The organism is Pseudocnuella soli, from assembly GCF_004347775.1.
Lineage (GTDB): Bacteria > Bacteroidota > Bacteroidia > Chitinophagales > Chitinophagaceae > Flavisolibacter > Flavisolibacter aquaticus.
Window position 1 is genome coordinate 1,705,492 of the sequence record NZ_CP037755.1, and the last position, 12,016, is coordinate 1,717,507.

Genomic DNA, 12,016 nt, shown 5'->3' on the forward strand with positions numbered 1-12,016 from the left:
GAGCAACACGTTGTTTAACTAAACCGTGTTCCTCCCTGCCTTCTCTGTCTCCGTGGTTTTATAACCACGCGGCTCTTCCCTTACCGCTGTGCCACTGCCATCGAATCCTTTGTGCTGGCTCCGTTTTGCTGCAGCGAGCTGGGGAACATTTTAGCGGCCAGGCGTTTGTCGTGGCCGTAAATGTCTTCGCGGAAATTTAGTTTACCCGCGTCATCCACCCACGCAGTGTAGTAGGTAATTACCACAGGCACGGGGTCTTTTAGTTTTACATATTTTTCCTCGCCTGCATTCATCGCGTCGTTGATGCGGTCGGGCGTCCATTCGGGCTGGTCGCGCAGCAGGTAGTTGGCCATTTTCTCCGGCTCGGCCAGGCGAATGCAGCCGTGGCTAAAAGCCCGCTTGGTGCGTTCAAACAAGCTTTTCGAAGGCGTGTCGTGGAAATAAATATCGAATGAGTTGGGAAACAGAAATTTCACCTTGCCCAACGCGTTGCCCGGCCCGGGCTTTTGCCGGATAGTAGGCAGATCGCCTTTGTCGCTTACAATTTCCATGTTCTGCCCATCCAGGTAATTGGGGTTGCGTTGCATCGCCGGCAGTACTTCATTTTTTACAATAGAAGTGGGCAGATTCCAGTATGGGCTAAACACGATCTGGTTCAGGTCGCCGGTAAACATGGTGGTATTGGTGCCTTGTTTGCCCACTACCACTACCATGTCAAACACCCGGTTTTTGCCTTCGTACACGTGCAGCATAAACTCAGGGATATTTACCAGGATCAGTTTGCCCGATGGGTCGGGTGGCAGCCAGCGCATCCGGCCCAGGTTCATCAGCAATTGCTGCAGGCGGGCTTCAGCGGGTACGTTCATTTCTTTGATGGTTGCCGCATTGATGATGCCATCGTCGGTAAGGCCATGCCTTGCCTGAAACTGTTTTACAGCAGTTTCCAAGGTGTCGGAAAATGCATAACTGCTGTCGGCAACAGGCAGGTCGCCGGTAATTTGCAGGCGCTTTTTTACCACTGCAATCGCCGGGTTGGACGTGCCTTTGCGCAGCGTTTTGGTGCCGGCCGGGATGGGCTGCCAGCCGCCGGCTTTTACAATTTCAATGTATCTGCCCAACTGTTCTTTCAGCAAGCCGTAGGGGCGGTGGACGTCTTCAAAATATTTGTTGTCCTTGTGTTTTTTGTTGTACAGCGAATCGGCCAGGTATACGGCGTCTTCTTTTTTCCTCGGAATAAAACGCTCCATTTCCTTGCGCTTTACATAGCCGCCGTCAAACTCCGCCATCATGTACTGGATAAAATGCTGGGTAAGCGCCAGTTCGGTGTTGATGGATTTTGCATCGCTGCTCTTTACCGAAATCGATTCGGCTGCCAGCAGATCGTCCATGCGTTTTTCCAGTTCCTTATCATGGAGTACAGTGTCGTGGCTGTTGGCCGATGTGTGGTAGTCGTGCAGGTTCCAGAAACCGCGGGCCTGCTCGGTAAGCCCGCTGGAGGTAAACCAGGCAAACTGGTAGTTGCGGGTATTGTAAAACGACCGCATCCGACGGGAAATAGAATCTGGGGTGGATTTGGTGCTAATGAAATTTTCCAGCGCCGCGCTATCCAGGAACAGATCTGAATAGGCAACGTCGGGGGTAATGCTGTAATCGCGGCGGCTTACGTTTTTCTTGGCTTTTTCTTCGGTACTGCCTTCGTCCGAGTTTTCACCATTTACCTGTGCATTGCCACAGGCGCTCAATAGGGTGCTGCAAAATGCGAGGAGGATTAATAGCTGTTTCATACAGCTAAGCTGGACAAAAAAAATGCCCATACTTTTTATATGGGCAAATGTGCTTCAGAGTGCTGGTACTGCTTTCCGGCAATAGTCCTTTTGGTGTTTTACTGCTCAGTTTTCCCCACAATGTGTGGAGTATTTTTCCATGCTCCCCAAATTTCCGGCACACTGATTAGTGCAGAAACAGGGAGGAACACAAAACCAAAAAACTAAACAAAACCAAGGCGGAAACAAAGATTTTAAAGTGAAGGGTGCGCTGGGCCATTGCAGGATGCTTGTGATAAAAGCGCAATACCGAGATCTGAACGCGTCTGATTTGTTTGTACGATTTCATAAAGTGGGTTTGGTAAAGCAGTTAGTTGCAAAAGGCGTGCAAAAGTAATGGATTTTAAATTATAATCATGTTTGTAAATGGTTGTATGTCCTAAAAAACACCTGGTATTATAAATTGCCGCGCCGTTTTCTTTTGGACAGCATTTTGCACCCTGCCCCATATGAAGCGGTTGCCCTTCGATTATTCGCTGGATTATGCTGGGCTGGACCTGCGCCGGCAGCCACACCTGTACCGGGTGGGCAAAGGTGAACAAGGGGTTTTGCTGGTGCAGCCCTACAAATCGGAATTGCTGCCGCACTGGCGTTTTAAAACACCCGAAATAGCGCGGCAGTCGGCCGATACGCTGTACCAGATGTTCCTGGATTATAAGGCGGCCGGCGATTTTGTGGGCATGGATATGGCCCGCAAGTTTTTGCAAATGGGCTACACCCGCAGCCGGCGCTACGCCAATCATAAATCCGGCAAAAAATACGATGGCCCGGTGCCGCAGGATCAGAAAGGCCGCAGCGGCGCCCATGGCCGTGACATGCTGCCGCTGGATGCCGACCCGGAGAAAGCGGCTGCTGCCCGCATTTTTTACAAGCAATGGCAACAGGCCAAAAACGACCCCGATTACCGGGCGGCGGCGCAGGCTCATATTGAACAATATGAAACAGCGCCGGTTAATAATACACCCACCAAAAAGAACAAGAAATGATCAATCTCGGATATGCCTGTATTAACTTGGGCCTGAACGAACAGGGCGTGACCACCAACCGGGGCATGATCCGCCGTACTTTTTTGGAAAAAGGCGTGCAGTATGCATCGCAACTGGCGTTGCAAAATGCGCAGGCACTGCTGCAGATTGTGGAGTGGAACGTAGCCAACGGCGTGCACCTGTTCCGTGTTACTTCCGATCTTTTCCCATGGGCCTCAGAATACCGCATTACCGAGTTGCCCGATTTCCGGGAAATACGCGAAGTGCTGGAAGCCGTGGGCCGGCACCCGGTGCGGCTTACTTCGCATCCCGGGCCGTTCAATAAACTGGCAGGCACCGGCGCCACTTTGGACAACACGATCAAAGACCTGGAAACGCATTCCGAGATTTTCGACTTGATGGGCCTGCCCGCCACGCACTGGCATAAGATAAACATTCACGTAGGCGGCGCCTACGGCGATAAAGATGAAACGCTACGCCGCTTTGCGCAAAACTTTGCGCTGCTGTCGGCCAACTTGCGGGGCCGCCTGTCGGTGGAGAACGATGATAAACCGGGCTTGTTTACGGTGGAAAACCTGCTGCCGCTGCATCAGTACATCGGCATTCCTATAGTGTTTGATTATTTTCACCACAGCCTGCACCCCGCCAACTTGACGGAACAGGAAGCTTTTGAAGCAGCGTACAGCACCTGGAAAGTCAAACCGCTTTTCCACTATTCTTCATCCAGACGGCACAACGAAGACCCCACGGCTAAGAAAGAGGCCCACGCCGATTTTATTTACGAGCCCATCAATACCTATGGCCGTGTAGTAGATATCGTGCTGGAAGCCAAAATGAAGGAACTGGCCATGCAGCGTTACTTACAGCAGTTTGGCCCCATTGCCGGCAGCAATATGGGCGTGGCGATGGAGGGCGGGAAAGCCGCTTAAAAAGAAAGTCAAAAGGTAAAAAGGTGCGTAGCCGGAAGTAGGTGGTTTTTAATCAAAATAGCCGTCCGATTGCTGCAGGCCTGCGGTCGGTGCGCTCCAGCAGGGCTTCGTCCTCTACCCGCACTTCATCTTTAATATTTATAGACAAACCCATAGAGGCATAAAGGTTGCCGGCGGCCTTTTCGGTTTTGCCCAACACTTCGCTGTTGCTGCCCATGCCGGTAAAACTTTGCAGCCAGCAAAACAGCGGCTTTTCGTCCACCTTGCCTAGGTATTTGCCTACAATGCCTGCCAGGTTGAATACCAGGTTGCTGATATCCTCCACGCCGGTTTTGCTTTTCAGTAAATTATCCAGCGCTGCAGAAAGCAGCTTAAAACTGCTGTCGCGCTGCACCTCCGAAAGTACCGAAGCCGTGTCGCGCAGCGGTTGCTTGCTTTTGATCAATGCCGAAAACACATGAACATCGGCAGGGGCGGTTTCGCCGGGTTTGTTGCGCTGCCAAGAGCACAGGGTTTTGTCCACGTTCAGCGCATCATCGTTCTCCACTTTTTCAAAAGCCTTCAGGTGCAGCCGCAGGCTGGTGCCGCCCATATTGGCTGCGACCAAGTTGAGAAAATACAGTTTTGCATAACCCGGTAACGGTGCCACCGCCGGCGTGTTGTTGTTTTTTACCAGCACGTGATTGAGGTTGATGGCCAGCCCGCAAATGTCGCCGGGTGGCGTGGTGCCCGGCTGTAGGGGCTTAAAGGCGTGTTCCTCGGTGTACAGGCTTTGCCTGAAGTTGATCATGGTTACAGGTATTTGGGGTTAGTAAAAACGATGTAACGGGAACAAACAAGTGCTTTTGTCCTGCTGTGAAAAGCAGGTAATTAAATATGCACCGATAATTTCAAATATACAAGAACCCATGTCAGGTAATTGTGCTGCTGCACTTGCATTTGGATTTTTTAATATGGAACTTTAAAGACACCACGCAAAAAAACTCCATCATGAAAATCATTGTTTACAGTTTAACCGCCATCATCATTACATCGTGTACGCTGCACGGCCAGCAGGATGCGCAGGAAGCTTCTTTGCTGCGTAAGTTGGGCAAACCGCAGTCCGAACGCAGGGAGGTAGACCGCGCCAAAGCCAACGGCATGTACGAAAACCACAAAAAAGGCCGGGTAAAAAAGGTGAACCAACTCATCGCCGAATTTGACCGCGAAGAGCTGATCCAGATCCTGAGCCAGGAGTCGGACCAGCCGACCGTAAAGTTTTTCCTTGCCTCCTACACCGATAATGAAGGGCCCATGCGCCGCGACGATCCTACCATTTTGATGCAGGTGGCCTACACGCCGGCCCAAACCAGCAAGGCCGCCGCAGTTGCACTCACCTACAAATATTTTGAACCCAACAAACTTTGCCCGCCACCGTCGCCCTGCGGCGATGGGCTGGAAATGGATTGAGGTTAAATTTTTTTGTAAGAAAACCGAACCTGTCATGTGGCGGCAGCATCCTCGTGCCGGCTTGCCGCCACTGTTTTAATGCGTTTGCCACCAGCTTTGTTCCAGTTTTTTAAAGAAACCCGGCTGCGGAGTTGCCTGAGTTTTTGTGATTGTACAAACTTCACCACCAAGTGCTCGAGGAAGTGGTGAATGGGCACCAGCAGGGCGATAATGAAAATCTTGCCCAGCCAGATGTAGAGCGGTTTACCGTGTGCTGCGTGGTGCAGGCTGGTATCGATGAGGAGGATAATAAACTCGAACAGGCAGATAAACGAAAAATACCCCAGCATCTTGGTAATAAACTTCGACACGGGAAACATGCCAGCCACGATCAGGAATACGAACAGCACCACGATGGCCAGCGAAATAATGTTGTATTGAAGGTATTTTTCCCGCTCCATTTTGTGCTCCAGTTCCTGCAGGTCGTGCTGGTGAATATTGTTGGCCCGCTCCACCTCCAGCAGCGCCAGTTCGCGTCCGCTGTTCACCCGGTTGGCCGAATCGAGATATAAAAGGTATTCTTCGTTGGAACTGTGTGCTGCTTTATAATCGCCGATGGCCGCCTGTGCCTGGCTGGTTGATAGCAGCAGTTGCCGGTTGGCGAGCAAGGTGCCCAACTGGCGGGCAAGGCTCAGCGCCGATGCAAAATAGGGGAGCGCTTTGTCCGGTGCACCCAATTGCAGGTAACAATTGCCAATGTTTTGGTTCAACTCAATAAGCCCCGGTGCATCAAGTGCCTGGCGTAGTTCGGGTTCCGCTTTTTTAAAATAAACGATCGCCGAGTCGGGCTGGCTGGCGTAAAAATATACCGAGCCGATCTGCCACTGAAACTGTGCCGGCCCGCGGTTGAGTTGCAATTGGTACAGGTCGGGATTGTTGTGCAGGTAGCTCAGTGCGGCAGCGCTGTTTTTCTCCACCACCATGTGGTAGGCAAACATGAGTTGTTTGGCAAACATCCGGTTGCGTTCCGAACCGAGGCTGTCCGACAGTTGCAGTGCCCGCTGGATGTATTCTTTTTGCTCGGCCACCCGTGCCAGGTCCACGTAATCATATAGCATTCCGGCTGCATCCTTCCGGCTGCGGTTTGCCTCCAGGCTTTTGTGCAGAATGTTTTCGGCTAGGTCGGCACGGCCCAGGCCGTTGTACAGCATGGCTATGTGGTGAAACGCGGCCGTTTGCTGCCCGTAGGCCTTTTCGGTGTAAGCCAGGTCGTATGCCTGGTTATAATGTTCGTAGGCAGTAAGTGCGTTGCCTTTTCCTAAAAAAATATCACCGATCTCTAAAAGCAGCGCAGTTCGCACCGAATCCTGCGGCGATTTTTCAAGTGCCAGCGCAGCCTGTGCAGTTTGCTCCAAAGCGGCGTCAAACCGGTTTCGGTTGCGCAAAATGGCCGCTTTGCGGATATGCGCCATCGCCTGGTAATCGTGCCTGCCTGAGGCGCGGGCATGGGCAAGGCCGCGGTCTACAAACTGCAGCGCCTTATCGAATGTGGCCACCGAATTCCAGGAGTTGATGTTTTGGGCTGTATAAGAAAACAGCACCTGCAGCACCAGGTTGCGGTTAGCAGAGCTCTCGGCCAGCGAAAGTTGCTCCTGAAGTACGTTGTCGCCTTTAGTGGCGTCTTTATAAATATAATAATGGATGGCCAGCCGCCCCAGCGCCGCCACCCTTTCCGAATCTGAGGCTGCCTCTTGCACCTGCTGGCTAAGCTGCCGGATCTGTTGGTTATAATCGCTGGCGGGTTTCTGGGCCACACAAATTGCCGGTGAAAGCAGCAATAAAAAGAGCCGGAGCCGGAAGGGCATATGCGTTGATTTTCTGGTGGAGGCTTAAGCTGTAGAAAGTTAGCGAATTAAAACCGCTTCTCATATGTTTGAACAGTCGGTACCATGCTTGGTTGAAAACGATGGAGGAAACGTGTATTCGCCAGTGATACCGCTCATTTAAACCAGCGCGAAAAATTTTATCCCACAATTGGGGAAAAATCCGCCGCTGCGGCCATATTATATGTGCGGGTATCATTTGCTAATTACCCCCATCCCCTTACCTTTGCAGCCTGAAACTAAAACCGGTGTCAAAGGGTGCCGGTTCTTTTATAGATAACTCCCCCTTTACAAACGCTATTTATGGCAAAAGTTGGTAAGGTTAAACAAATCATCGGCGCGGTGGTGGACGTACAGTTCGAAGGCCAGCTGCCCGAAATTTTCAATGCGCTTGAAATCAATCGCGGCAACGGCGAAAAACTGGTGCTGGAAGTGCAGCAACACCTGGGCGAAGACAGTGTACGCACCATCGCCATGGATGGTACCGAGGGTTTGACCCGCGGAGTGGACGCAGTGGATACCGGTGCGCCCATTACCATGCCTGCCTCCGAAGCCATTAAAGGCCGCCTGTTCAATGTAACCGGCGACCCCATCGATGGATTGCCGCCCGTGCCCAAAGTGAACGGCCGCCCCATTCACGCAAAGCCGCCGGCATTCGAAAACCTCTCTACTGCTACCGAAGTACTGTTTACCGGTATCAAAGTAATTGACCTGATCGAACCTTATGCAAAAGGTGGTAAGATCGGTCTGTTTGGTGGTGCGGGTGTAGGTAAAACCGTACTCATCCAGGAACTGATCAACAACATCGCCAAGGCTTATTCCGGTTTGTCGGTATTTGCCGGTGTAGGCGAACGTACCCGCGAAGGGAATGACCTGATGCGTGAAATGATCGAAGCCGGCATTATGAAATACGGCGACGCATTTAAGCACAGCATGGAAGAAGGCGGCTGGGACCTGAGCAAGGTAAACGCCGAAGAACTGGCCGATTCTAAAGCCACCTTCGTGTTTGGCCAGATGAACGAACCTCCCGGAGCCCGTGCCCGTGTTGCCCTTTCGGGTCTGACCATTGCCGAATACTTCCGCGATGGTGATGGCACCGGCCGTGGCCGCGACATCCTGTTCTTTGTGGACAATATCTTCCGCTTTACCCAGGCCGGTTCCGAAGTATCAGCCCTGTTGGGCCGGATGCCTTCGGCGGTAGGTTACCAGCCTACGCTGGCTACCGAAATGGGTCTGATGCAGGAACGCATTACTTCTACCAAAAATGGTTCGATCACTTCGGTACAGGCCGTTTACGTACCTGCCGATGACTTGACCGATCCGGCTCCGGCAACAACATTTGCCCACCTCGATGCCACTACGGTACTTTCCCGTAAGATCGCGGATTTGGGTATCTATCCTGCCGTGGATCCGCTGGATTCTACTTCACGTATCCTGATGCCTTCTGTAGTGGGCGATGCGCACTACAATACTGCCAACCGTGTAAAACTAATCCTTCAGCGTTACAAGGAATTGCAGGACATCATCGCGATCTTGGGTATGGACGAACTGAGCGACGAAGACAAATTGACCGTAAGCCGTGCCCGCCGGGTACAGCGCTTCCTGTCGCAGCCGTTCCACGTGGCCGAAGCGTTCACCGGTCTGAAAGGTGTACTGGTGCCCATCGAAGAAACCATCCGTGGCTTCAACATGATCATGGACGGTGAAGTAGATGAGTACCCCGAAGCTGCCTTTAACCTGGTAGGTACTATTGACGATGCGATTGAAAAAGGCAAGAAATTGCTGGCTCAGGCGCAGGGATAATTTGAAAGTTTGAAGATGTGCTAATTTGAAAATTAGCGGCAACCGTTTTTACCATTTTCAAATTTTCAGATTTACAAATTTTCAAATTAGGTCCATGACTTTAGAAATATTGACTCCGGAACGCAAATTATTCAGCGGCGAAGTGTATGGTGTGCAGATGCCGGGCATTTCGGGTTCGTTTGAAGTGCTGGATAAACACGCACCGCTGGTCAGTGCCCTCAAGGCCGGCCGCATCAAGGTGTTGCGCGATCGTCAGAACCATTTTGATTATTACGACATCAAAGGTGGCTTTGTAGAAGTGCTCGACAACCGCGTGTCGGTGCTGGTAGAAGGCGCTACCGTTGTAGAATAAGTTTACCGGTTTTTACATTGTATAAAAAAGCTGTTGCCCTTTAAGGCAGCAGCTTTTTTTATGTGCAGCCTTTTAGCCCTCGGCGCTGCCTTTACATCAAAGCCAGAAAATGGAGCGGCGTATTTTCATGTAATTCCATTGTTCCTGCGTCTATTTGTTTTGCCCAATACATACTTTATGAAACAGCTACTGCTTATCATTTCTTTGCTGCCCCACATTTTGCTGCAGGCGCAGGTGCGCAAAGTACCTGCCGAAACGGCCATTCAGGCTGTTACCGTGTTTTCGTCCGGTGCACAAATCCAACGAACCGCAACCGTGGCGGTGCAACCCGGCCGGTCCGAAATACAATTTACCAACCTGTCCAACCAACTGGATGCACAAAGCGTACAGCTCAAAGCAGATGCGGCCATCACGCTGTTGTCGGTGCAGGCTGTGAAAGACTTTTTTGGCGAACGCAAAGTAGAGCAGGAGGAAAAAGCATTGCTGGAAAAACAAGCCGGCCTGAAAGATAAAATGGACGCGGACCTCAAACTTCTGGAAGTGTACAAGCAGGAGGAAGCGATGTTAATCAAAAACCAGGCGATTGGCGGCAGCACCGGCGTAAAAGCAGCTGAGTTGCAGGCTGCACTGGACCTCCACCGGCAGCGATTGACCGAGTTGTACCAAAAACAATTGGAAACAACAAAGCGGGTACAGGCTGCACAGCAAGAGTGGGAGCGAACCCGCATGCAGATTAGTGAAATGGGCAAGAAGCGGGATAGTGTACACAACTCCGTTGTTGCGTTGATAGAAAGCAAAGAAACCCGCAGCATCCGGTTTACCCTTACGTATACGGTAAAGGACGCGGGCTGGTACGCCACCTACGATGTACGTGTGGCCGAAGTAGGCAAACCCATTGACCTGACCATGACCGCCAACGTATTTCAACGCAGTGGCGAAACCTGGAAAGATGTGGCGCTTTTGCTCAGCACCGGCAACCCAACCGACAATGCCACGCCATCGCAACTGCAACCCTGGCAACTGAATTTTTACGACCCTTCCACAGCATGGATGCGCAACCAGCGGGTGCAGCCGGGTGTGGCCATGGGGCGGGTTACCAACAATAAAAACGAACCGGTGGCGGGCGCCACTGTGCAGGTACGCAGTGGTAGCAGTACCATTACCGATGCCAATGGATTTTTTAAGTTGCAAAACCTGCCGGTGCAGGCCGTGGCTGTAGTTAGCGCTGTTGGATTTGAGTCTAAAAGCATTGCAATAAAACCGGGATATTTTAATATTCAATTAAACGAACAGCAAAACGCCTTGGATGAAGTAGTGGTAGTTGGTTATGGCACCCAAAATGCCGCATTGGAAGGCCGTGTTGCGGGTGCTCAATTGAAAAGAGCGGTTGCAGCACCTGCGAAGCAAGAAGAGCTGCAAACAGTGGCAGTAACCACCGATTATAAACCTACCACCACGGTGTATGCTATTGAAGACAAATACACTCTGGAGACCGACGGCAAAACCACCATCATACCTATTCGCAAATTGGCGGTGCCTGCGCTGTTTGAATATTATGCAGCGCCAAAATTGGATCCGGCTGCGTTTTTAACAGCGAAAATTACTTCGTGGCAGGAACTGGACCTGCAACCGGGTGAAGCATCCTTGTTTTTCGAAGGCACTTATTTGGGTAAAACTTATTTGGACCTGGCCAACGCCGGCGATACCTTGGGCTTGGCGTTGGGTAAAGACAACGGCATAAGGGTGCAACGCAAGCTGGTAAAGGAGTTTACGGCAAAGCGCCTGATTGGCGCCAACCGCACCGAAACAAAAGCGTTTGAAATTACGGTGCGCAATAATAAGCGCATACCCATCACCGTGATTGTTGAAGACCAATTCCCTGTATCGGTAAATAAGGAAATTGAAGTGGACGAACAAAAAGCCCCGGATGCACAATGGGACCGCGAAACAGGCCTGCTGACCTGGAATGTTTCATTAGCACCCAGCGAAGAAAAAAAGCTAACCAGCAGCTACCGGGTTCGTTATCCGAAAGATCGTAAAGTGGTGTTGGATTAGGAGGTTTGTGATAGCTCATGCTGTTGCATCGTCGCTGCAGTCGCGGCCTTCTCTGTCGTCATTGCGAGGCGCCGCGGTGTCTTTGTTATAGTTGCATCTGGAGCGCCGAAGCAATCTCCTGTTTTGATAAAAGCATTTGTCGTCATCGTTTATTTGACACGAACAATTCACGGAGATTGCTTCGGCGCCACCATTTTAATAAAGCAGTAGTACGCTGCTGCGCCTCGCAATGACAACCAACACCGACCAACAGCGTCGCCTGTCAGCAATTATCAACCGTGCTAATCCAAAAGTGAACCCTTCGTGCCCCTTCATCCCTTCGTGTCTTCGTGGTTCAAAAACCCTTGATAGAAACCACTGCTAGCTTTTAATCATCACCAGCATCATCTTAAAACGTTCCACCGCTTTCAGTGCATGCGGCACATTGCCCGGTAAAATAATGCACTGGCCGGCATGTACCGTTTGTGCTGCACCGGCAATGGATATTTCCGCACTGCCATCCAGAATATGCACCAGTGCTTCATGCGGAGAGCTGTGCTCCGACAAGCCTTCGCCGGCGGCGAAAGAAAACAGCGTGATGTTTCCCGAAGGTTTTTTAAGAATGGTTTTGCTCACTACCGAGCCATCTGCGTAGCCCACCGCATCGGCAGGCGAAAAAGGTTTACCGTTTTCAATAGCGTTGCTCATAAGTGTGGATGTTTAGGGTGTACACGAATATTAAATGCGTCATATTTCATCACATGAAATAAATATAGCA

Annotated in this window: 10 protein-coding genes; 6 read left to right on the plus strand and 4 right to left on the minus strand. The window is 51.2% G+C overall.

The window, feature by feature from the left end:
* Positions 1-80: 80 nt before the first annotated feature.
* Entirely contained in the window at positions 81-1,784 is a 1,704-nt protein-coding gene (locus EPD17_RS07165; protein WP_132052977.1) for a L,D-transpeptidase family protein, read from the minus strand.
* Positions 1,785-2,272: 488 nt separating this feature from the next.
* Between EPD17_RS07165 and EPD17_RS07170 the strand changes: the two genes are divergently transcribed.
* Positions 2,273-2,809: a DUF4385 domain-containing protein gene (locus tag EPD17_RS07170; RefSeq protein ID WP_132052979.1), complete on the plus strand. Its 537-nt coding sequence runs from the start codon at positions 2,273-2,275 to the stop codon at positions 2,807-2,809.
* A complete protein-coding gene (gene uvsE, locus EPD17_RS07175) occupies positions 2,806-3,738 on the plus strand; it encodes a UV DNA damage repair endonuclease UvsE (protein ID WP_132052981.1) in 933 nt (310 codons plus the stop codon). Before EPD17_RS07170 ends, uvsE begins: the two co-directional genes overlap by 4 nt.
* Before the next feature lie 52 nt (positions 3,739-3,790).
* Here uvsE and EPD17_RS07180 read toward each other — a convergent pair whose 3' ends face one another.
* A complete protein-coding gene (locus tag EPD17_RS07180; RefSeq protein ID WP_132052983.1) occupies positions 3,791-4,528 on the minus strand; it encodes a hypothetical protein in 738 nt (245 codons plus the stop codon).
* Between the two features lie 200 nt (positions 4,529-4,728).
* Between EPD17_RS07180 and EPD17_RS07185 the strand changes: the two genes are divergently transcribed.
* Entirely contained in the window at positions 4,729-5,187 is a 459-nt protein-coding gene (locus EPD17_RS07185; protein ID WP_132052985.1) for a hypothetical protein, read from the plus strand.
* Positions 5,188-5,219: 32 nt separating this feature from the next.
* On the opposite strand, the gene EPD17_RS07190 is transcribed toward EPD17_RS07185, so the two are convergent.
* Entirely contained in the window at positions 5,220-7,031 is a 1,812-nt protein-coding gene (locus EPD17_RS07190) for a tetratricopeptide repeat protein (protein WP_132052987.1), read from the minus strand.
* Between the two features lie 321 nt (positions 7,032-7,352).
* Between EPD17_RS07190 and atpD the strand changes: the two genes are divergently transcribed.
* From atpD to EPD17_RS07205, 3 genes are all read left to right on the plus strand, one after another.
* Entirely contained in the window at positions 7,353-8,852 is a 1,500-nt protein-coding gene (gene atpD, locus EPD17_RS07195; RefSeq protein ID WP_132052989.1) for a F0F1 ATP synthase subunit beta, read from the plus strand.
* Between the two features lie 94 nt (positions 8,853-8,946).
* On the plus strand, positions 8,947-9,204 hold the full coding sequence (gene atpC, locus EPD17_RS07200) for an ATP synthase F1 subunit epsilon (protein ID WP_132052991.1): 258 nt from the start codon (positions 8,947-8,949) through the stop codon (positions 9,202-9,204).
* Between the two features lie 177 nt (positions 9,205-9,381).
* Complete coding sequence (locus EPD17_RS07205; protein WP_165929553.1) at positions 9,382-11,259, plus strand: DUF4139 domain-containing protein; 1,878 nt, start codon at positions 9,382-9,384, stop codon at positions 11,257-11,259.
* A 360-nt stretch (positions 11,260-11,619) separates the two neighbouring features.
* Here EPD17_RS07205 and EPD17_RS07210 read toward each other — a convergent pair whose 3' ends face one another.
* Positions 11,620-11,946, minus strand: a complete 327-nt coding sequence (locus EPD17_RS07210) for a cupin domain-containing protein (protein WP_132052995.1) — start codon at positions 11,944-11,946, stop codon at positions 11,620-11,622.
* Between the last annotated feature and the right edge of the window lie 70 nt (positions 11,947-12,016).

Excerpts from the sequence above, each read along its gene's own strand:
- atpC (WP_132052991.1), top strand. The coding sequence starts at position 8,947 with ATGACTTTAGAAATATTGACTCCGGAACGCAAATTATTCAGCGGCGAA.
- EPD17_RS07210 (WP_132052995.1), bottom strand. The coding sequence starts at position 11,946 with ATGAGCAACGCTATTGAAAACGGTAAACCTTTTTCGCCTGCCGATGCG.
- EPD17_RS07190 (WP_132052987.1), bottom strand. The coding sequence starts at position 7,031 with ATGCCCTTCCGGCTCCGGCTCTTTTTATTGCTGCTTTCACCGGCAATT.
- EPD17_RS07180 (WP_132052983.1), bottom strand. The coding sequence starts at position 4,528 with ATGATCAACTTCAGGCAAAGCCTGTACACCGAGGAACACGCCTTTAAG.
- uvsE (WP_132052981.1), top strand. The coding sequence starts at position 2,806 with ATGATCAATCTCGGATATGCCTGTATTAACTTGGGCCTGAACGAACAG.
- atpD (WP_132052989.1), top strand. The coding sequence starts at position 7,353 with ATGGCAAAAGTTGGTAAGGTTAAACAAATCATCGGCGCGGTGGTGGAC.
- EPD17_RS07185 (WP_132052985.1), top strand. The coding sequence starts at position 4,729 with ATGAAAATCATTGTTTACAGTTTAACCGCCATCATCATTACATCGTGT.
- EPD17_RS07205 (WP_165929553.1), top strand. The coding sequence starts at position 9,382 with ATGAAACAGCTACTGCTTATCATTTCTTTGCTGCCCCACATTTTGCTG.
- EPD17_RS07165 (WP_132052977.1), bottom strand. The coding sequence starts at position 1,784 with ATGAAACAGCTATTAATCCTCCTCGCATTTTGCAGCACCCTATTGAGC.
- EPD17_RS07170 (WP_132052979.1), top strand. The coding sequence starts at position 2,273 with ATGAAGCGGTTGCCCTTCGATTATTCGCTGGATTATGCTGGGCTGGAC.